This is a genomic window from Streptomyces yunnanensis (assembly GCF_029011865.1).
Lineage (GTDB): Bacteria > Actinomycetota > Actinomycetes > Streptomycetales > Streptomycetaceae > Streptomyces > Streptomyces yunnanensis.
Genome location: NZ_CP095749.1, coordinates 8,544,514 through 8,564,273 on the forward strand (window position 1 = coordinate 8,544,514; position 19,760 = coordinate 8,564,273).

Below are 19,760 nucleotides of genomic sequence, written 5' to 3' on the forward strand. Positions count from 1 at the left end.
GCCGATCAACGATGCTCCACGAGAGGACAGATGATGGACGTTCAGGATCGTCTGCCACCGGAGCACGACGAGGCCGGCGCCGCGGACCCGGACGCCTCGCGCGCCCCCGCCGGGATCGGCCGTCGGAGGTTCCTCGGCTACGTCCTGGCGGCGCCCACCCTCGCGGTCGCCGCGCAACTGGGCGACGCGGTGGCCGGGAGCACCCCGGCGCAGGCCGCGGTCGGCTCGCTCCCCGAGGTGACCGAGCTGTTCGACCTCAACGACATGCTCACGACGGCGGCCCTGCCGACGTCCGGCCTCATCACCATCCACGTGCACGCCGACGGCACGGCCTCGTTCGCGCTGCCGCGCGCCGAAGTGGGCCAGGGGATCACCACGTCCACCGCGATGCTGATCGCCGAGGAACTGGACCTGCCGCTGGACAAGATCCGCGTCACCCTCGCCGACGCGCGCCCGGAGCTGCTCTTCAACCAGCTCACCGGCGGTTCCAACACCACCATCTCCACCTACACGCCGATCCGCGTCGCCGCCGCGATCGCCAGGAAGCGCCTTCTGGCGGCCGCGGCCGAGCAGCTCGGCGCCGAACTCTCCACGCTGACCAGCAAGGCCGGGGTGATCACCGCCCCGAACGGCCGGAGCGCCACCTATGGTTCGCTGGCGGAGAAGGCCGCGAGCCTGAAGACCCTACGGGTGGCCACCGACCTCAAGCCGCGCTCCGCCTTCTCGGTCATCGGCACCGCGCGCAATCGCGTGGACGCACTGGAGAGCGTGACCGGCCGCAAGCAGTTCGCCATGGATCTGCACGTGCCCGGAGCGGCGCCGACCATGGTGTGCCGACCGCCCACGATCAACGGCACGGTGCGGTCCGTGCAGAACCTCGACGCGGTACGGGCGATGCCGGGCGTGACCGATGTCGCGACCATCCCGACGGGCGTGGCGGTCCGTGCCCGGACCTTCGGCCAGTGCATCGACGCGGTGCGCGCGCTGAAGGTCCGCTGGGGGCCGGGGACGGCGGAGCGGGCTTCGGACGAGACCGTCCTGCGTGAGCTGAAGGCGGCGGAACTTCCGCTCGCCGTACCGAAGTTGGGTCCACTCGCCAAGACCGTCGAGGGCTCCTTCACCTTCCATTTCGCCAGCAACAGCGCGCTGGAACCCAACTGCGCGGTGGCCGACGTGCGGGCGGACCGGGCGGAGATCTGGGCGGCGCTCAAGTCGCCGATCGTCGCCCAGGGGGCGATAGCGGCGAAGCTGGGCCTGTTGCCGCACGCGGTCACGGTGCATGTCACCGAGGGCGGCGGCTCGTTCGGCCGCAAGCTGTTCTTCGACGCCGCCCTCGAAGCCGCCGAGATCTCCAAGGCGATGGGCAAGCCGGTCAAGCTCATGTGGCACCGCACCGACGAGTTCCGGCAGGGCCGTACGCACCCGATGGCCACCTCGCGCATACGGGCGTCGTACGCGCTGGGCAAGGTGCTCACCTACGAACAGCGTCACACCTCGGTGTCCACCGACTTCGGCCACGGCCTCGGGGAGATCATCACGGCGACCGCCGCGAAGCTGCCGGTGGGTGACCTCACCTTCTCCGAGACCATCTTCACCCTCACCCAGCAGTCGCCCTACGACCTCGGGCTCACCACCCAACTGCTCAACGAGGTGGACAAGGGCTTCAACACCGGCAGCATGCGCAACATCTACTCGCCCAACGTCCGGTGCGCGCAGGAGCTGATCATCGACCGGCTCGCGGACGAGATGGGCAAGGACCGCCTGCGCTTCCGCCAGCAGCTCGTCAAGAACGACCGGGCCAGGGCCGTCCTGGACAAGGTCGCCGAACTCGGCGGCTGGGGACGGAAGTTGCCGGCCGGCATGGCGCAGGGCATCGCCGTGCACCCCGAGTACCACGGGGTCGTCGCCGTGCTCGCCGAGATCGACTGCCGGCCGGAGACCACCGGACGGAAGGTCCCCGACGCCTACACCGGACCGCGCGTCACCAAGGTCGTCTGCGCCGTCGACGTCGGCCTCGCCGTCAACCCGAAGGGCCTCCAGGCCCAGATGATGGGCGGAATCATGGACGGCATCGCGATCACGCTGAGCTCGGGCCTGCACCTCAAGGACGGAGCGTTCCTGGAGGGCAGCTGGGACAACTACTTCTACACCCGGCAGTGGAACACCCCGCCCGAGCTGGAGATCGTGGTCATGCCGCCGACCACCGGCAAGCCCGGCGGTGCGGGGGAGTTGGCGGTCGGCGCCGCCTCGGCCGCGGTCGCCTGCGCGTACGGCGCGGCCACCGGCACCATGCCGACGACGTTCCCGATCAACCACTCCGGTCCGCTCGGCTTCGAGCCGCTGCCGACCGTTCCCCCGATCCCGCAATCGCCGACCGACGGCCTGGACCGCGCCTACTAGTAGCGCAAGGAGCGACCGTGCCCCAACACACCTTCATCCTCAACGGCAAGCCCGTCACGGTGGACGTCGAGGACGACGTACGGCTGCTGTGGGTGCTGCGCGACGTCCTGGGCGTGACCGGGCCGAAGTACGGTTGCGGCCTCGGCGTCTGCCAGGCATGCACCAGTCACCTCAACGGCAAGGCGTTCAACCCCTGTTCGGTGCCGCTCAAGGACGTCCGCCCGGACGACGAGGTCACCACCATCGAGGGACTGCCGGCCACCGTCGGCAAGGACCTGCACCCCATACAGGAGGCTTGGCTGGAGTACGACGTCGCCCAGTGCGGCTACTGCCAGCCGGGCCAGATCATGGCCGCCGTCGCCAAGGTCAAGCAGGCCCGCGCCACCGGCCGCGAGATCACCGAGACGGACCTGGACGAGATCCGCAACGTCTGCCGCTGCGGCACCTACCACCGCATCCGCGAGGCCATCGTGGAGGGCGCGAAGCACTTCTAGAGCCTCACCAGGCGATCGGGCGGCGGACCGGACGCCCGCCTGTGTCATGGACATGCCTTCGTGTCATCGTTCGGCCGGGCGGGCTCGCTCTCCGATGGCGCCCGAGGGAACGGTATAAAAGCGGGATGGTGCGACAAGATCAGGGCGGCCGACAGCGAACTCCGGCCGGGCCGCCGGCGGACGACCTGCACGAGACCGTGGAGGAGGTCGCCGCGGCCGTCATGACGGCATCCCGGCTGTTCGTGGCGCTGTCCGCGCGGGCGCTCGCCGAGACCGAACCGACGCTGACCCTGCCGCAACTGCGCACCCTGGTGGTCCTGCACGGCGAGGGGCCGGTCAAGCTGGTCGCGCTCGCCGCGGGGCTGGACGTGAACCCCTCGACCGCGATGCGCATGGTCGACAAGCTGGAGGCCCGCGGCCTCGTGGACCGTCAGCTCAACCCCGACAACCGCCGCGAGGTCATCCTCGGCCTCAAGCCCCAGGGCCGGCGCCTGGTCGAGAAGGTCATGGCCCACCGCCACCAGGAGATCCAGGCCATCGTCGCCAGTCTCCCGGCCGACCGGCGTGCCGAGCTGGTGCGGGGGCTGCGCGCCCTGACCGATGCGGCCGGCGAACGGACCGTGGATTTGCTGACCGAGCGGTACTGACCGGCCTGTTTCCCAGGCACGCCTGTAATGCCCACCACACCCACCACACCCACCACGTCCACCACGCCCACCATCTTCATTTCCCGGGCAGGTGCGTTTTCCAGGCATGCGTGCGGGCCGGAGGCGGCCGGCGGGCGCCCGCCTCCCGCCGTCTGTCGGCGGCCCGGCCCGCGCTCCAGGAGGGGTCAGCGGATGGTCCAACCCCCGTCGAGGGGGAGGGAGATGCCGGTGATGCCGTCGGCGTGCGGGGTGCACAGCCACACCACGGCCCGGGCCACCTCTTCCGGCTCGATCAGGCGCTTGAGGGCCGTGCGCTCCAGCATCACGCGTGAGACCACCTCTTCCTCCGGCATCCCGTGGGCGCGGGCCTGGGCGGCGATCTGCTCCTCGACCAACGGCGTACGCACATAGCCGGGGCTGACGCAGTTGCTGGTCACGCCGTGCGCGGCGGCTTCCAGGGCGACGACCTTGCTCAGGCCCTCAAGCGCGTGCTTGGCCGCCACATAGGCCGACTTGTAGGGACTGGCACGCAGCCCGTGGACGGAGGAGATGTTGACCACCCGCCCCCACCCGCGCTCGTACATCCGCGGCAGGGTGCGGCGCAGGAGGCGGAACGGGGCCTCCACCATCACCCGCTGCATGAACGCGAAGCGCTCCGGCGGGAAGGAGTGGAGGGGGGCGACGTGCTGCAGTCCGGCGTTGTTGACCAGTACGTCCGCGTCGTCGGGAAGGGTGTCCACCGCGTCCGGGACGGACAGGTCGACGAGGTGCGCGACGCCGCCGATCTCCTCGGCGAGCCGCTGGGCCGCCGCCCGGGAGCGGTCCACCACGTGGACGAAGGCCCCCTCGGCGGAGAGCGCCAGCGCGCAGGCCCGACCGATGCCGCTGGCGGCCCCGGTGACCATGGCGGTCCGCCCGGCCAGGCACCCGGCGCCGGCCGCTCCCTGATCGGCGGCGTCGCGCGCCACGCCCGCCGCGTACGGCCCCTCGCCGGGGCGGTGACTGGTGTGCATGGCCGCAACGATAGGAACGGCACGGCGGCCGGCACATGGGGCCACCCCACACATTCCCCCGCGGCGAGGTGGCGTTCGCGGCCATCTCCGGGGAGATGGCGGGCCGGGCGGCCGCCGGGGCGTGCCACCCCCGCCGCGAGCGGCGCGGCGCCGCAATGGCTGTCGCCGCCACAGGCCCCGGTGCCCCCATGTGCCCACCGCCCCTACCCGCCCGCCACCTCGCCCCGTAACGTCCGGCACCAGCAGGCGAAGCGGCGCCCACACAGACATCCCGCACGGCGGGACACGGGCGGGATGTCGAACGGCGCGCCGCTCCCCTCCAGGTCCGCCCGCTCAGATCCGTCCCCTTCAGATCCGCCGTCCGCAGATCCGGGAGCCCCCCATGCAACTGTCCACGCCCCGCAGTCACCTCGCCCGCCTCAGGGTCGCCGTCGTACTCGGTGTCCTCGCCGCGTGCCTGGGCCTCCTCGCCCCGACCGTCGCGCCCGCGGCGGCCGCGGCCGGCGGACTCCAGCGCGTCCCCGACTTCGGCCCCAACCCCGGCAACCTGGAGATGTACCAGTACGTGCCGGCCGCCTTACCGCCGGGCGCGCCCCTGGTCGTCGCCCTGCACGGCTGCACCCAGAGCGCCGACGACTACTACGCGCACTCCGGCTGGCCCAAGTACGCCGACAGGTACGGCTTCGCGCTGGTCCTCCCGCAGACCGGAGCGGTCAACAACCCGCTCTCGTGCTTCAGTTGGTTCGACTCGACCAAGGACACCCGGGGCAACGGCGAGGCGGCGTCCGTCGTCCAGATGGTCCGCCATGCCGTGGCGCAGTTCGGCTCGGACCCCCACCGCGTCTTCGTCACCGGCCTCTCCGCGGGTGGGGGCATGACCGCCGACCTGCTGGCCGACTACCCCGACGTCTTCGCCGGCGGCTCGATCGACGCCGGACTGCCCGCCCACTGCGCGACCAGTCAACTCCAGGCATCCAGCTGCCAGTTCGGTGGACAGAACCTCACCCCCGCCCAGTGGGGCGACAAGGTCCGCGGCGCTCACCCCGGCTACGCCGGCCCCTGGCCGCGCGTCGCGATCTGGCAGGGCACCGCCGACTTCACCGTCCGTCCGGTGAACGCCACCGAGCTGAGGGACCAGTGGACCGATGTCTGGGGCATCGGCCAGACACCGTCGAGCACCCGCAGCCTCCCCGGCGGCACCACCGAGAGCAGCTACGACGACGCCGGCGGCCGGGCCGCCGTCCGGGTCTACACGATCTCCGGAATGGGCCACGGTCTCCCCGTCGCTCCCGGATCCGGCGCCGACCAGTGCGGCACCACCGGCACCTACTACCTCGACGCGATCTGCTCCAGCTCCTACACGGCGCAGTTCTTCGGCTTGGGCTGAGCCAGCGGTGGTGCGCCGCGACGCGGCGGGGGCGGCTATGCCTCGGCCACGACGATGTAGCAGGTCACGGCCGCAGCACCCGGTGGATCTCGCCGAGCGCCAGGACGGGGTCGGCCACATGCTGCAGGACCCCCGGGTCGGTGGCGGCGTGGCCGCCGGTGCCGCTGTGGTGGGCGCGGACCGCCCCGTCACCGGGCGCCGTGATCGTCCTTGGCGTCCTCGGCGAAGAGTCGGTCCAGATGCTGATCGATGGCCGTGAGGGTGTCCCGGGGTTCGATCACCTGTAGTTCGAGGAGGGTGGTGAAACCGGTGAGGGCGAGCAGCAGATGGGTCTCGACCACCGGGTCCCGGTCGGGTCGGACGTACCCGTCAGCGATGGCCCGGCGGAGCAACTGCTCGACGGCGGCGCGCCCTTGGGCGATGCCGTCCCGCGCCCGCGCGCGGATGTTCTCGTCGTGCAGCGCCTCCAGGACGAACGCGGCGCTCATCCGGCTGGTCGCGCGGGCGTCGGCGTGCAGCGGGAGCAGCTCCGTGAGCATCACCCGCAGCACGTCGCGGGGGTGCGGACGGTCGCCGAGCTCCGCCAGGCTCCGATCGACGCGCAGCGTGGTCTGCTCGGTGGCGAAGTCCATCGCGAAGGTGAGCATCGCCTCGCGGCTGGCGAAGTAGTGCTGCAACTGGCCGTGGGACATCCCCGCCTCGCGCGCGACCTCGCGCAGCGAGAGCTGGGCGACGCCGCGTTGCTCGACCACCCGCCACAGTGCTCGGGCGATCGCTTCGCGGCGTTCGCGATGATCCACCTGTTTCGGCATCGTCGGTTTCCGTGCGGGCCTCTCGGCGGGCTTTCCGGTGCGGCTGACATGGTACAACCGTCGCCGCGCACCCTTCGGGCGATGCGTCGTATCGGCGGCTCTTGTCCGCTGTCGGCGCGCCCTGGGCAACGGCTCCCCGGTCGTCGGCCGTTCGGCCGCTCCCGCTCCCCGGTGGCCGGGCGGTCAGCCCGTCGCGGTCCCGGCGCGGTCGTCCCCGGCGGGCCCGGAGCGCGCCATCCTGAACTCCCTCTGGGGCTCCCCTTCCCGCACCGGCTGCACCCGCCCGGTCCGGTGGAAGCCGTGGCGGGCATAGAGCCGTTCCGCGGGTGTGTTGCCCTCCGTCACCCACAGCTCCACCCGCGGAAAGCCGTGGTCCTGTGCCCACCGCAACGCCGTCAGCAGCAGAAGGTCAGCGGTCCCGCGCCCGCGCGCCGAGGGGTGGACCCACATCGACACGACCTGCGCGATGCCCGGAGCCTCCGGAACGACGCCGATCAGCCCGCATGCCTCGTCCCCGTCCTCGGCGACGAACTGACCGCGGCGCGCCAGGCGGGCACGCCACCGCTCCTGGGTGAATGCCTGTTCCCGCTCCAGGGTGGAGCCGAACGCCTGCGGGGCATCGGTCAGCGCTGCCAGGCGGAGCGTGCGATAGCGGGCCCAGTCCTCGACGTCCAGGGGGCGCACGGAGAGCGTCGTCATGGGGAGACCTTGCCCGGGTCGACAGTCGGGGGCAAGGCGGTTTCCCAATCCGGGGTGTGGTCCGTTCGCTCTTCCATCATTCTCTGACTAGAGTCAGGGAATGGCTGATGCGACGGAGATCGAACAGGTGCGGCGGTTCAACCGCGCCGTCACCGAGCGGGTGGGCGTGCTGCACGACCGGTATCTGGGCCGTGACCGGCCCGTCGGCGAGGCCCGGCTGCTCTGGGAGATCGGCGAGCAGGGCCGGGACGTGCGCCGGCTGCGCGAGCGACTGGGGCTCGACTCCGGGTACGTCAGCCGACTGCTGCGCTCCCTGGAACGGGAGGGCCTGGTGACGGTGGAACCGCACCACCAGGACCGGCGGGTGCGCACCGCGCGCCTCACCGACGCGGGCCGCGCGGAGCGCGCCGTGCTCGATCGCCGCAGCGACGAGCTGGCCGGCTCCCTGCTGGAGCCGCTCAACGCCGACCAGCGCGCCCGGCTGGTCGCCGCCATGGCCGACGTCGACCGACTGCTGACCGCCGCCACGGTCGCGCTGGACACCGTCGCCCCGGACCACCCCGACGCCCAGTACTGCCTGCGGTCCTACTTCACCGAACTGCAGGAGCGGTTCGAGACCGGCTTCGACCCCGCACGGAGCCTGCTGCCCGACGCGGGCGAACTGGGCCCTCCGCACGGCCTGTTGCTGGTCGCCCGGCTGCACGGTGAACCCGTCGGTTGCGCCGGTCTGAAGCTCCCGGCCGACGCGCCCGCCGAGGTCAAACGCATGTGGGTCGCGCCCCAGGCCCGGGGCCTGGGCCTCGGCCGCCGGTTCCTCGCCGAACTGGAGGAGCGGGCCGCCCGACACGGCAGCGACCGGCTGCGCCTCGACACCAACCGGGCGCTGACCGCCGCGATCGGCCTGTACCGCGCCTGCGGCTTCGAGGAGGTCGCCGCGTTCAACCAGGAGCGCTACGCCCATCACTGGTTCGAGAAGCGGATCGCCGGGTCGCCGTCCGCGTGAGGAGGGCGGGCGGGTGCTCGGACTCGGCCGCATCTGAGGTGCGCAGCGCGTCGAGGAAGCGGTCCACCGCCGCGGTCTGCGCCTTCGGGGGGAAGCGCTTCGGGTCGAACAGCGCCTGGACCACCAAGCCGTGGACGAAGGCGACGGCCATGGTGGCGAGTTGGTCGAGATCGGCTGCGGCGGGGAGTTCGCCGAGCGCCACGGCGGCTTCCAGGTGAGGGCGGACCGCCGCGCGGATGCGGACGTAGCGTTCCGCCTGGTCGGCGTGGAGCCCCTGGTCGGCGAGGGCCAGGTCCCAGGAGCTGACCCAGATCCGGTTGCGGTCGGTGTTCTCCCGGCCGATCGGCAGGAAGTCCAGCAGGACGGCGCGGAGCGCGGCGAGCCCCTCGCGCGGGCGGGCCCGTCGGGGGCGTTCCGCGCTGCTCTTCTCCAGGAGTTCCAGGGCATGGACGACCAGGGCCCGCTTGGTGGGGAAGTAGTGCATCAGCAGGCCGGTGGAGACGTCCATCTCGGCCGCCACGGCGCGCAGGGTCAGGCCGCCGAACCCCTTGGCGGCCAGCACCCGCCACACCGCCTGGGAGACGTCCTCGCGGCGGGATTCGTGATCGACGGGAGCGGGAGGCATAAGCATCTAGAATACGTACCGAACGCTTGTTATGCACCTTCGTCCACCGGCCGACGCGCCGGCGGAGCGATCGACCGATGGAGGACCCCGTGTTCGCCGTGCCGCTTGATGACAGCGCCGAGCTGCGGCCCCTGGAGCCGTGGCAGGCACAGGAGTTCCTCGACCACATCGATCGCGCCCGGCCCACCGTGGACCCCTGGATCCCGTGGGCGACGCGGAGCACGGACCTGGCGTCCGCGATCAACGTCCTCCAGGGCTACGCCGACGGCCAGGCCAAGGACGGCGCGCGGATCTACGGCATCTGGCTGGAGGGCGTGCTGGTCGGCGGCGTGATGTTCACGCAGTTCGATGCCGCGCTGGGGGTCTGCGAGATCGGTTGCTGGTTGGAAGCGGCCGGCGAAGGTCGCGGACTGGTGCACCGGGCGAGCCGGATCCTGATCGGCTGGGCGTTCCGCGAGCGCGGGATGAGCCGCGTGGAATGGCGCACCAGCCCGGCCAACAAGCGCAGCGTCGAAGCGGCCCGCCGCCTGGGCATGCGCCGCGACGGCGTGCTGCGCAGCCAGTTCCCCTACGGGGGAGTCCGGCACGACACCGAGGTCTGGTCGGTCCTCGCGGACGAGTGGACGGGCTGAGGCGCCCGCCCGTCGTCCCGTCGGCGAACGGCGGGACGGCGCCGCAGTCTTCGTGTCCCCGTATACGACGCCGCCACCGTGCCTTGAGCCCCTGCCCATGACCGACCGACCCGCTGTCGACCGGCCGGCATCCCCGGCGGGGCGCTCAGCGGACGGTGTCGTCGCCCACCGTCGGCAGATAGCGCGGTGCCCGCCAGGCGTGCAGCCGGTGCTCCACCTCGGCCCCCAGCGCCAGGAGCCGGCCGTCCTGGTGGCCACCGGCCATCAGGAGCAGACCCACCGGCAGTTCGTGCACGAACCCGGCGGGCACCGACAGCGAGGGGTAGCCCGCCACGGCCGCGGGGGTCGAGGACGGGACGACGTCGTTGTCGCCCCGCGCACAGTCGGTCGTCCAGGCCGGCGGATTCGTCGGCGCGGCGATCGCGTCCAGCCGATGGGCGGCCATGGTCTCGTCGATCGAACGCCGGGAGAGATCCCGCAACTCGGCCCGTGCGGCGCGGTATTGCGGGTCGGTGGTGGGCGGCGCGGCAAGGGCCCGCTCGAACAGCTCCTGGCCGGCGAAGCAGGTCCGCTCCGCCGGGTGCGCGCGGTTGAACGCGATCAGCCCGGCGAGGTCCCGCGGCCCGTCGCGGGTGGTGAGATAGGCATCGATGTCCCGGTGGAACTCGGAGAGCAGCGCAGGGAATTCGAGCTCCGCCAGGCGCTTCTGATACGGGGGCGTCACCTCGACGACCTCGGCGCCCGCCCGGCGCAGCTTGGCCGCGGTCCGGGTCATGACGGCGTCCACGGCCGGTCCCAGCTCGGGCAGCAGCCACAGGCCGATCCGCTTGCCGCGCAGACCGCCGGTGCGGCTCAGTTCGCCCGGGGAGCCGAGGAGGCCGGCGGCATCGCCCGGCCGCCGGGCGTCGCCACCGCTGAGCACCGACAGGGTCAGCGCGGCGTCGACCACATGGCGCGCCATGGGCCCCGCGGTGTCCTGCTCGGCCGAGATCGGGACCACACCGGCCTGACTGACCAGTCCCAGGGTGGGCTTGTGGCCGACCACCCCGTTCATCCCGGCCGCGCACACGATGGAGCCGTCCGTCTCGGTGCCGATCGCCACCTGCGCCAGGGACGCGGCCAGCGCGGCGGCCGAACCGGCGGACGACCCGCACGGGTTCCGGTCCAGGACATAGGGGTTGTGGGTCTGCCCGCCGACCGCCGACCAGCCCGAGGTCGGCTTGGCCGCACGGAAGTTCGCCCACTCGGACAGATTGGTCTTGCCGAGGAGCACCGCGCCCGCGTCGCGCAGCCGGGTCACCAGGACCGCGTCGCGCTGCGGCGGTCGGCCGGCCAGCGCCAGCGAGCCGGCCGTCGTGGGCAGGTCACGGGTGTCCACGTTGTCCTTCAGCAGCACGGGGATGCCGTCGAGCGGGCCGCGGGCCGCACCGCGGCGATGCCGGGCGTCGCTGGCCGCCGCCTGCTCCAGGGCCGTCGGGTCGGTCCGCAGCACCGCGTTGACCGTCGGATCGACGGCCTCGATCCGGCGCAGATAGGCGGCGGTCAGCGCCGACGAGGTCAGTGACCCGTCCGCCATACGGGCCTGTAGTTCCGGAATCGTCACGGTGTCCAGATCGACCCCCAGACGCGCGGACTCCCGACGCGTGGACTCCGGGCCCGCCGACCCCGTGCCGGTGGCCGAACCTCCCGGCGTCCGCCGACCGTCCGCGCCGCCACCGGCCGCCTGCGCGCGCGGATTCGGCGCGCCCGCGCACAGGGAGCCGGCGACCAACACGGCGGCCAGCGTGGCAATGCTCCGCTTCCTCATGCTCCTCATGAAAATCAGCGGACTACAGGCCGCCGGACCGGCACAAGGGCCTTTCGCGTCGCCCTCCCGTCAAGGCACCGGGCGGTTGCGGGATACTGCGGTACGTAACGGCTGGTACGGGGGGTACGGGTGCGACCGCTGGCAAAGGACGATCCGCGACAGATCGGACCGTTCCGCATTATCGGGCTGCTCGGCGGCGGCGGGATGGGACGGGTGTATCTCGGTCGCGCGGGCGACGGCCGGACGGTCGCGGTGAAGACCGCGCGCTCCGAACTCGCCGACGACCACGGCTTCCGCAAGCGGTTCGCCCGCGAGGTGGCCGCCGCCGGTCGGGTCGGGGGACCGTTCGTCGCGCCGGTGGTCGATGCCGCGCCACAGGACGACGTGCCGTGGATGGCGACCGAGTACGTACCGGGCCTCCCACTCAGCACCGCCGTGCACGACTGGGGGCCGCTGCCCGAGCACACGGTGCGGCTGCTCACGGCCGGATTGCTCCAGGCCCTGTCGGCGGTGCAGGCACAGGGCCTGGTGCACCGGGACCTCAAGCCGTCCAACATCCTGCTCACCGCCGCCGGCCCGCGGGTCATCGACTTCGGCATCGCGCACTCCGCCGCGGACACCGCGCTGACCGTGACCGGCACCGCCCTCGGCACCCCGGGTTTCATGGCGCCCGAGCAACTGGTCATGACCGGCCCCGACATCACCGGGGCGGCGGACGTGTTCGCCCTCGGTGGCGTGGTCGTCTACGCGGCGACCGGCGACGGCCCGTACGGGAGCGCCGAACCGCAGGTCCTGATGTACCGCACCGTGCACGAGCAGCCACAGATCGACCACCTTCCCCACGCACTCAAGGAGTTGGCGGCGGCATGCCTGGCGAAGGAGCCGCAGCGGCGGCCCGCGCTCCCGGACCTGATGGCGCGGGTGGGCGCACCGGGCCCGTACGGTGACTGGCTGCCGGAACCGATCACCGAACAGCTCCGCCGGCTGTCCACCCAACTCGGCGACCCCCGCGCCCAGGACACCGCCACGCCGCCGCCCCCGGCCCAGGCACCCGCGAGCGTCGGCTTCGAGGGACTGCCGACCCGCACGATGACGGATCCCCCTCAACCCCCGCCGTCCGCCGCTCCGTCCGGGCAGCCCCACCGCCCCGGCCCACCACCGCAACCGGCGGGGCGGCCCCCGGCCTCGGGGCCGAGCCGCCGCCGGATGCTCGCCGCGCTGACCGCCGCCGGAGTCGTCGCCGGCGGCGGGGCGCTGGCCTGGACGCTCCGGCCGGACGGCGGGGCGAAGGGCACCGACGGCGCCGGCGCCGCGGCCAAGCCCGGCGGGACCGGGCAACCGGACGGCCGGCTGCCGCAGGCGATACGCGACAAGGGCACCGTCACCGTCGGCTCGGACCTCACCTACGCCCCGATGGAGTTCGTCGGCAACGGCGGGCCCACCGGTCTCGACGTCGATCTGGCCGAGGCCCTCGGCCGCGAGCTGGGCGTGCGCTGCACGTTCCAGAACGCCGCCTTCGACTCCCTCCTCACCGGCCTCGACGCGGGCAGGTTCGACCTGGTCATGTCGGCGGTGGTCGACACCAAGGACCGTCAGGAGGGGCGCGAGACCGGCTCGACGACGCGCCGCGGCGTCGACCTGATCGACTACTTCTCGTCCGGACTCTCGCTCGTCGTCCGCAAGGGCAACCCGGAGGGCATCCGCAAGGTGGCGGACCTGTCGGGCAAGCCGGTCGCGGTCCAGCGCAACTCGGCCGCGCAGGGCTACCTGGACGAGGTGAGCCGGCGGTTCCCCGCGCCGCTGACGCTCCGCACGTTCGACACACCCGACGAGGTCTACGCCGACGTCGCCCAGCGCCGTTCCCTCGCCTGCCTCGACGACTTCGCGGTCGCGGCCTACACCGCGGCGACCCACTCCGGCGGCGGCGCCCTCCAACTCTGCGGCCCGCAGCTCGGCCCGGTGCCCTTCGGCATCGCCGTCGCCAAGACCGGCACGGCCCTGCGCGACGCCGTGCGGGAGGCGCTCGACCGCCTCATCGCGAGCGGCGCGTACGCGAAGATCCTCAAGCAGTGGCACGTCGAGGGCGGGGCGGTGCCGCGGGCCGTCGTCAACGGCGGGAGGTAAGGTCGCCGCACCTCGTCTGCCCCGTTCGTGGAGGGTGACCGACCGGCCATGTCCCTGCCGAGCCTCCTGGCGGTCTTCGCCCACCCGGACGACGAGTCCCTGTCGGCGGGCGGGCTGCTCGCCCGCCACGCGGCCGCCGGTGCGCGGACCGCGGTCGTCACGGCCACCTGGGCGGCGGAGACCCCGCGCGCCGCGGAACTGGCCGACGCACTCCGCATCCTGGGGGCCGGCGCCCCGCAGTCGGCCCCGGGCAGCGCCCGGTTCTGCGCGGCGCCCTGCCGGGGCGCATCGCCGGCCTCCCACCAGCCGATCGGGCTCGCCTGCTGTCCACCGAGTGGTACATCCACCACGGGCGCCCGGGGTTCACGCACCCGTCAGAAGCGCCCTACCCGATCGTCCGACCGGCACCCCTGGACACGCAGGGTGCGCCGCATATGGATCACGCCAATTCCCCTCTGAGGTGGGCGAGTTGGGACCTCTCCGGTGCTTAGAGTGCCGGTCTCGGTGCGGGCGTCGCACCGCGCATCCTCAAGGGGAGGCTCGTATGCCGAACAGCGCGAAGGGGTCCGTGGACCCGACGGTCGAGGAGATTTCCTCCTGCGCCGACGAGGGGCCGGTCGCGCAGGAGGAACGCCAGGCAGGGTGAGCCGTCGCGCGCCTGCCCGGCGTTGCGCTCCTCGGCACCGGCGTCTACTTGCGGCGCGCCCGGAAGCGGAGGGCCAAGGCGAGGGCGAGCGCCCCCACCGCAAATGCTCCCACGGCCAGCAGCACCAGGCTCCGGGTGTGCTGACTGCCGATCGCGGTGGTGCTGCCGGACGGGACCGTCGCGCCGAGCCCGCTCGTGCCGCGCCGCTCCCCGCCCTCCGGGTGCCGCGCCCCACTGGGCTTCCCGTCACGGGAGTTCGGGCCGGCCGCGCCGCCCGCCTCGCCCGGAGCGCCGGATGCGGTCGAGCCGGGCGTGCCGTCCGCGGCGGACGGCCCGGTGTGCGCCGCGGACCCGGGCCCGGCGGCGCCGGAGCCGGCCGAGCCGTTGTTCCCGGTCGTCGTCGAGCCGGCCGGAGGATTCGCCGTGATGGCGAAGGACGCCACCACGTTGTTCTGTTGCGGGGCCAGTGTGCACGGCACGTCGATCGGGCCCCGGAACACCTTGCCGTCGGCGTCCCTGGGCACGACGTGCAGGACGAGGTCGCCCACGGTGATCTGCGCCCTGCCCGGCCGGTCGAAGGTGCGTGACGGTGCGGTGCCGGTCGCCCGGACGGCGAGCGAACCGGAGTCCGGGACGGCGGTCCTGGGCATCTGGAACGGCACGGTGGTGGTTCCGCCGCCGTGTGGCGCGACCACGCGGACCTGGGCGTCCGCCCGGCCCTCGATGCTCTTCACGCCGAGCCAGTTCAGCCCGCTGGTGAGGGCCGAACCCAACGGTGCCCCGGCGCGGATGACGAACCGCGGGGTGGGCTGCCCGACCGCGGTCGAGGTGGGGACGTCCGCGTCGATCCGCACCCTTGCGGTCTGTGTGAACGACTGGACCGAGCAGGCGTAGGCGAGCGTGCGCGACAGCGGATCCGCCGCCGCCGGGCCGGCGCCGGTGAGTCCCACGATTCCGACGGCGACCCCCACCGTCGTCGCCACTGTGACGACGCGACGGGCCACCAGACCCCTCAGGACGGCGCGGGCCGAACCGCACCGGTGTTGCCTTCCTTCGGTACTGATCATCTTGCCTCCCCCGTACGGCAGCTGCATCTGTACGACGAGCATCCGTCCGCCGTGTCATAGCCGTGTCACCGCCCGGAATCAGCCCGTCACCGGATCGGCCACCGGGGTACGCGAGACGCGCGAACTCACCTGTCGGTAAATGGGAGTTGGCTGTCGCGTTCCCGGAAGGTCTGGGCCAGATGGTCCCGGAGTTCGGCATGGCGGAACTGGTAGACCGCACCGGCCTGACGCAACACGCCCCGCTCGCAGGCGTCGTTGAGGAAGGCGATCACGGCCCACGGAACGCGTCCGGTCAGTGGCAGCCAGATGCGCGACAGCGCCACCCACTGCCCCCAGGCGGTCCAGCTGAGCCCGTAGCCGAGCCCGCATCCGAAGGCCGCTTCGCCCGCGAACACCAGACCGGCCAGGAACCCGCGCAGCGGCCCGTCGGTGATCCCGTTGGCGACCCCGGCCGCCAGTCCGAAGACGAGTGCCCACACGAGCATGTGGAAGACCACGTTCTTGCGGTTGTCGTTCAGCAGCGCGGCGGGGCGGACGGCGGATCTGATGTCACTGGGCACTTCGAGCCAGGCCACGATGCCCAGCACCAGTCCGATCCCGAGCCCGGCGCCGGGCACGAACATCAGCGCGCCCCGGAGGCCGCCGTCGAGCCCGTCCGCCAGCCCGAGCGGCTCGACCACACCCCTGTCCACCAGTACCAGTACCAGCGCGATCGGGGTGCCGAAGGCGAGCCCGACCGTGAACCGGGGGAGGAACCGCGCACGCCTCTCCCTCCTCCTGCCGAAGAGCCGCACGCGGAACCGCGACGGCTCCGTCGCACCCCGGGAGATGAACGCGTACACCATCCCGAACGCGAACCCGACCGCGAGCCCGTGCAGCAGCCCGACGACAAGCCCCCGTACGAGCGCGAACCGGGCGCCGTGCGAGGTGGCGACGAGGTCGACGGGGAGGTTGCCGACCGCGGTGGTGACGCCGAAGGACAGTCCGGCGAGGAATCCGACCACGAGCACCCGGGTGGAGCGGCGCAGGGTGGTGCCCAGTTGCCACCAGGCGAGGTCGGCGGTGTCGAGTCGGGTGAGGTGCGCGGCGAGGTAGCCGAGCCAGTGGTGGGCACGTTCGGGGTCCCAGTGCCGTCGGCGGCGACGGCCGGTGGCGGGGTCGCTGTCGGTCGGCGGGCGGTGGTAGGCGGTGGGCGTGAACGCGGCCAGGAGGTGTTTGCGCAGGTCCTCGGCGGTGCGGAAGCGGGTGGTGTCGAGCAGCTCGGCAGGGTCCCGGCCGGGCGCGTCGCTGTAGATGGTGCGTGCCATGGCGACCATCAGCGGGGTGGTGAGCACCGTGGCGACGTTGTGGGCGCCCCGGTCGCGCGGCCGGGTGCCGAGCCTGGCCAGGACGGGCTCCCACACCGTGCCGTGCAGTCCGCCGTCCACGCCGGGGCGGCTGGCGCGCGGCAGGTAGTCGGTGAGGTCGCCGAGGGTGAGGTCGTCCAGCTGGACGACGGCGGCGCCGCTGAGTACGTCGGTCGCCGCCACCGCCTGGGCGTATTGCGCGGGGCGGCTGGTGAGCAGCAGTGGTGTGGTGGTGGCGTTGAGCTTGTCGAGCGCTTCCCCCTGCAGGCCGCTTGCGATCTCGTCGAACCCGTCGAGGACGGGCAGGATCCGGCCCGTGTCCACCAGGGCACCGGCCAGGTTGCGCCCGGGCATGTCGGGGTCCCGGGCCGCCAGGCCGTAGTCGCGCACCAACTGGTCGCACATCCAGTCGCGCAGCGAGGTGCTCCGGGGGTCCCACGCGCCCAGGCCGAAGATCACGGGTACCGGGTCGTCGGGGGTGCGGTCGCCGAGCCGGTCGAGGACGAAGCGCAGGGTGAGGATCGTCTTGCCCGAACCGGCCGCACCGAGCACCACCAGCCGAGCGGACGGAACGGACCGGTACACCCGCACGATGTGCTGAAGTCGGCCGGCCAGCGGAAGGGGGCCCGGGTCCGTTCCGGGTGCGGACCGGCGGATGTTGGCCCAGTGGTCGAACAGCCCCGCGTCCGCGAGCCGGAACCGCACGGTCAGCGGCATCGGGTCGTGCACCTTGCGCCGCCGCTCCTCCCTGTCCCACTGGTCGTGGACCGTGGCGGCGAGTTTCCTGACCGCTTCCCGCAGTTCCGGCGGGCCGTCGGGCGGCGGCGGTGGGGACGGGCGGGGGAGCCGGTCGAGTCGGTCGGCATCGAGCGGCAGGCCGATGAGCTCGCCCAACTCGCCGATCCGGGCCGGGGACAGGCACGCGTACCAGCGGTGCACCGGGCGCGCGGTGAGCCTGCCGAGCCCGTCGGAGCGGTGGTGCTCGCTGACGATGCCGATCAGGCACCCGTCGCTCCACACCGCGGCGCCCGACATCCCTTCCCAGGGCGAACGGTCCGGGTCCTGGTCGTGCTCCGGGGCCGCCAGCCTGGCGATCTCCAGGGTGCCCTGGCGCTGGTTCGACAGCGGGACGGCCTGGCCGAGCGCGTGGTGGGTGTCCCGGTAGGAGGTGAGGGGCCCGAGCTCCGGCGACGCGGCGTCGCGGCGCAGCTTGAACCTCGGGAACCCGAGCGCCGCGCAGTCCACCGGCCGCCCGACGCGCGCGAACCGCACTGGCGGCACGTCGACGGCGTACCGCTCGTCGGGGCCCGACCCGTCCGCGATCTTCAGCAGTGCGATGTCCGCGGGGGCGTCCGCCCAGACCGTCTCGCCGGGCACGTCCCGCACGCTGCCGTCCTGACGGACGAACCGCACCTGAACCGACGCCGCGTCGCCGATCACATGCGCGGCGGTGAGCACCACGTCCCCGGTCATCCGATAGCCCGAGCCGCGTCGGCCCGCGCCCGAGCGGCGGGTGGTGATGATCTGGACCGCCCGCGCGGGGTCCAGTCCCGCCGGCTCCCCGGTCCCGCTCGGCGCGGGAGTCACTGTTCGTGGGCGTCGGCCGGGCCGGAGACGAACGGGTGAGCGTTCGTCCCGGTCAGGGTCGGTTGCAGGGCGAGTTTGATGCGTTGGGTCGTGGTGGTGCCGGCGGTCGCCTCCGCCCCCGACTCCACCACCCAGAACCGCACCTTCGCCCCGGCCTGTGCCGTCCGCTCCAGCGCGACCGACACCTCCAGCTCGACGGGGCCCAGTTCGAAGCGCAGCGCCTCACCCTCCGCCGCGGTGATCGCCTGTTCCAGCTCCGCCCTGAGATCCCTGATCACACTGGCTAACTCGATCACGCCAGGCCCCTTTGTCCGTCACCGGCAACCGACTCCCGTTACCCGTTATCCGTTACCCAGGACTGTGGGCCGGTGATGCGTCGCGGCTACGAGGCGGTGCCGAAATCCTGCGTCCAGTAGTTGTCGGGCTGTGCGAGGCCGACGCCGATCTCCTTGAACGAGCAGTCGAGGATGTTGCGCTTGTGGCCGGGGCTGGACATCCAGCCCGCCATCACGCTCTCCGGGGTGGCGTAGCCGTAGGCGACGTTCTCGCCGTAGCTGTTCCAGTGGTAGCCGGCTTTCGCGAGCCGGGCGCCCGGGTCGGACCCATCGGATCCGGTATGCGACATGGTGTGGTGGTCCGCCATGTCCTTGCTGTGGGCTTGGGCGGCTTTTGTCAGCTTTGCGTTGAGGGTCAGGGGGGAGCAGCCGGCCTTGCCGCGCTCCTTGTTGACGAGCTCCAGTACGCGGGCCGTCGCGTCGGAGGTCGGCGCGGCGGAGGCGGCGGCCTTCGGGGCCGCGGCGGGTGCCGCCGACGCGGTGCCCGTCCGGTGGTGGTGCAAGTGCCTGGCCTCGTAGGGCTGTTCGCCGCGGCAGGCCATGGCGACGGAGGGGACGCCCACGGCGGCCACGGCGAGGGCGGCGACCGTTATCCGCCGGTAGTTCCGCGTCCTGCGGTGCTTGCTCATGCGTGACCTCGCTCGTTCGTTGCGGTTCGCCGTCGGACGGTCGGGTCCGCCCCGTTCTCGGTGCCTGGGTGGGGCGGGTGCCGCGCCGGCCGTCATTCTGAGAAGCGCCGCATATCCGGGGCAATGGGGCTTTCTCCTACCCGTGGTAGTAGCTCCCGTACCGGCTTGTCATGGGCGGATGGTCGTGCTGCCCGGCTCCCCGGTGACTCCCTTCGTGCCTGGCGTGCCGTCAGGGGCCCGTGGGGCGCCGGTGAGTGGGCGAAAGGATCAGGGGGGCCGGAGGGCGTCGCCCGATGTGCACGTCATCGCCAGATCAAGGCGGACAAAGCCCAATTTGTCGCCGCGACGGGCACTACTATGCGCCGTAGTTCGTGACGCAGGCCCCTATGACGGATGTCACGGGCGGGGGTGGAGCGGGGGCGAGCGGGGTTCGGGGCGCGTCGCGCCTGCGTGTCGCGGACTGTCCGGCGTGGCGTCGTCCGGTGGTGCCTGTGGCGCGCGGAAGGG

Annotated in this window: 15 protein-coding genes and 2 pseudogenes; 8 read left to right on the forward strand and 9 right to left on the reverse strand. The window is 72.7% G+C overall.

Translation table 11 applies throughout. From position 1 onward, the window contains the following. Positions 1–30 precede the first annotated feature (30 nt). The 3 genes from MOV08_RS37460 to MOV08_RS37470 all read left to right on the forward strand — a co-directional run bounded on the left by MOV08_RS37460 (position 31) and on the right by MOV08_RS37470 (position 3,541). Positions 31–2,400 carry a molybdopterin cofactor-binding domain-containing protein gene (locus MOV08_RS37460; RefSeq protein ID WP_275310603.1) on the forward strand — a complete coding sequence of 790 codons (2,370 nt, stop codon included), beginning with the start codon at positions 31–33 and terminating at the stop codon, positions 2,398–2,400. Positions 2,401–2,417: 17 nt separating this feature from the next. Beyond that, a complete protein-coding gene (locus tag MOV08_RS37465; protein ID WP_275310604.1) occupies positions 2,418–2,894 on the forward strand; it encodes a (2Fe-2S)-binding protein in 477 nt (158 codons plus the stop codon). A 125-nt stretch (positions 2,895–3,019) separates the two neighbouring features. Beyond that, positions 3,020–3,541 (forward strand): MarR family winged helix-turn-helix transcriptional regulator, encoded by a 522-nt coding sequence (locus tag MOV08_RS37470; RefSeq protein WP_275310605.1) that lies wholly within the window; start codon positions 3,020–3,022, stop codon positions 3,539–3,541. Between the two features lie 185 nt (positions 3,542–3,726). Here MOV08_RS37470 and MOV08_RS37475 read toward each other — a convergent pair whose 3' ends face one another. Further along, complete coding sequence (locus MOV08_RS37475; RefSeq protein ID WP_275310606.1) at positions 3,727–4,554, reverse strand: 3-hydroxybutyrate dehydrogenase; 828 nt, start codon at positions 4,552–4,554, stop codon at positions 3,727–3,729. Positions 4,555–4,936: 382 nt separating this feature from the next. On the opposite strand from MOV08_RS37475, the pseudogene MOV08_RS37480 reads away from it, so the two are divergent. Beyond that, positions 4,937–5,935, forward strand: a pseudogene (locus MOV08_RS37480) (extracellular catalytic domain type 1 short-chain-length polyhydroxyalkanoate depolymerase); the annotation flags it as partial. Between the two features lie 194 nt (positions 5,936–6,129). Here MOV08_RS37480 and MOV08_RS37485 read toward each other — a convergent pair. After that, positions 6,130–6,753, reverse strand: coding sequence for a TetR/AcrR family transcriptional regulator (locus tag MOV08_RS37485; RefSeq protein ID WP_275310607.1), 624 nt, complete (start codon positions 6,751–6,753; stop codon positions 6,130–6,132). Positions 6,754–6,936: 183 nt separating this feature from the next. Then, complete coding sequence (locus MOV08_RS37490) at positions 6,937–7,452, reverse strand: GNAT family N-acetyltransferase (RefSeq protein WP_275310608.1); 516 nt, start codon at positions 7,450–7,452, stop codon at positions 6,937–6,939. Positions 7,453–7,552: 100 nt separating this feature from the next. On the opposite strand from MOV08_RS37490, the gene MOV08_RS37495 reads away from it, so the two are divergent. Then, entirely contained in the window at positions 7,553–8,455 is a 903-nt protein-coding gene (locus MOV08_RS37495) for a helix-turn-helix domain-containing GNAT family N-acetyltransferase (protein ID WP_275310609.1), read from the forward strand. Here the strand turns inward: MOV08_RS37495 and MOV08_RS37500 are convergent. After that, positions 8,391–9,080 carry a TetR/AcrR family transcriptional regulator gene (locus MOV08_RS37500; RefSeq protein WP_275310610.1) on the reverse strand — a complete coding sequence of 230 codons (690 nt, stop codon included), beginning with the start codon at positions 9,078–9,080 and terminating at the stop codon, positions 8,391–8,393. The genes MOV08_RS37495 and MOV08_RS37500 overlap by 65 nt on opposite strands. Positions 9,081–9,157: 77 nt before the next feature. Here MOV08_RS37500 and MOV08_RS37505 point away from each other — a divergent pair, with 77 nt between their 5' ends. Further along, positions 9,158–9,712, forward strand: a complete 555-nt coding sequence (locus MOV08_RS37505; protein WP_275310611.1) for a GNAT family N-acetyltransferase — start codon at positions 9,158–9,160, stop codon at positions 9,710–9,712. Positions 9,713–9,857: 145 nt separating this feature from the next. Here MOV08_RS37505 and MOV08_RS37510 read toward each other — a convergent pair whose 3' ends face one another. Further along, entirely contained in the window at positions 9,858–11,519 is a 1,662-nt protein-coding gene (locus MOV08_RS37510) for an amidase (RefSeq protein WP_275310612.1), read from the reverse strand. Between the two features lie 129 nt (positions 11,520–11,648). Between MOV08_RS37510 and MOV08_RS37515 the strand changes: the two genes are divergently transcribed. Next, positions 11,649–13,643, forward strand: a complete 1,995-nt coding sequence (locus MOV08_RS37515) for a bifunctional serine/threonine-protein kinase/transporter substrate-binding domain-containing protein (RefSeq protein ID WP_275310613.1) — start codon at positions 11,649–11,651, stop codon at positions 13,641–13,643. A 48-nt stretch (positions 13,644–13,691) separates the two neighbouring features. Continuing rightward, positions 13,692–13,919: pseudogene (locus MOV08_RS37520) on the forward strand (PIG-L deacetylase family protein); the annotation flags it as partial. Between the two features lie 414 nt (positions 13,920–14,333). On the opposite strand, the gene MOV08_RS37525 reads toward MOV08_RS37520, so the two are convergent. The 4 genes from MOV08_RS37525 to MOV08_RS37540 form a co-directional block, all read right to left on the reverse strand. Further along, positions 14,334–15,356: a DUF6801 domain-containing protein gene (locus tag MOV08_RS37525; RefSeq protein WP_275310614.1), complete on the reverse strand. Its 1,023-nt coding sequence runs from the start codon at positions 15,354–15,356 to the stop codon at positions 14,334–14,336. 125 nt (positions 15,357–15,481) lie between these two features. After that, on the reverse strand, positions 15,482–18,289 hold the full coding sequence (locus tag MOV08_RS37530) for a trypsin-like peptidase domain-containing protein (protein ID WP_275310615.1): 2,808 nt from the start codon (positions 18,287–18,289) through the stop codon (positions 15,482–15,484). Further along, positions 18,286–18,585, reverse strand: coding sequence for a trypco2 family protein (locus MOV08_RS37535; RefSeq protein ID WP_205362119.1), 300 nt, complete (start codon positions 18,583–18,585; stop codon positions 18,286–18,288). Before MOV08_RS37535 ends, MOV08_RS37530 begins: the two co-directional genes overlap by 4 nt. A gap of 86 nt (positions 18,586–18,671) precedes the next feature. After that, positions 18,672–19,253 (reverse strand): CAP domain-containing protein, encoded by a 582-nt coding sequence (locus MOV08_RS37540; RefSeq protein WP_275310616.1) that lies wholly within the window; start codon positions 19,251–19,253, stop codon positions 18,672–18,674. Positions 19,254–19,760 lie beyond the last annotated feature (507 nt).

Excerpts from the sequence above, each read along its gene's own strand:
- MOV08_RS37460 (WP_275310603.1), top strand. The coding sequence starts at position 31 with ATGATGGACGTTCAGGATCGTCTGCCACCGGAGCACGACGAGGCCGGC.
- MOV08_RS37470 (WP_275310605.1), top strand. The coding sequence starts at position 3,020 with ATGGTGCGACAAGATCAGGGCGGCCGACAGCGAACTCCGGCCGGGCCG.
- MOV08_RS37475 (WP_275310606.1), bottom strand. The coding sequence starts at position 4,554 with ATGCACACCAGTCACCGCCCCGGCGAGGGGCCGTACGCGGCGGGCGTG.
- MOV08_RS37485 (WP_275310607.1), bottom strand. The coding sequence starts at position 6,753 with ATGCCGAAACAGGTGGATCATCGCGAACGCCGCGAAGCGATCGCCCGA.
- MOV08_RS37490 (WP_275310608.1), bottom strand. The coding sequence starts at position 7,452 with ATGACGACGCTCTCCGTGCGCCCCCTGGACGTCGAGGACTGGGCCCGC.
- MOV08_RS37495 (WP_275310609.1), top strand. The coding sequence starts at position 7,553 with ATGGCTGATGCGACGGAGATCGAACAGGTGCGGCGGTTCAACCGCGCC.
- MOV08_RS37500 (WP_275310610.1), bottom strand. The coding sequence starts at position 9,080 with ATGCCTCCCGCTCCCGTCGATCACGAATCCCGCCGCGAGGACGTCTCC.
- MOV08_RS37505 (WP_275310611.1), top strand. The coding sequence starts at position 9,158 with ATGGAGGACCCCGTGTTCGCCGTGCCGCTTGATGACAGCGCCGAGCTG.
- MOV08_RS37510 (WP_275310612.1), bottom strand. The coding sequence starts at position 11,519 with ATGAGGAAGCGGAGCATTGCCACGCTGGCCGCCGTGTTGGTCGCCGGC.
- MOV08_RS37525 (WP_275310614.1), bottom strand. The coding sequence starts at position 15,356 with ATGATCAGTACCGAAGGAAGGCAACACCGGTGCGGTTCGGCCCGCGCC.
- MOV08_RS37540 (WP_275310616.1), bottom strand. The coding sequence starts at position 19,253 with ATGAGCAAGCACCGCAGGACGCGGAACTACCGGCGGATAACGGTCGCC.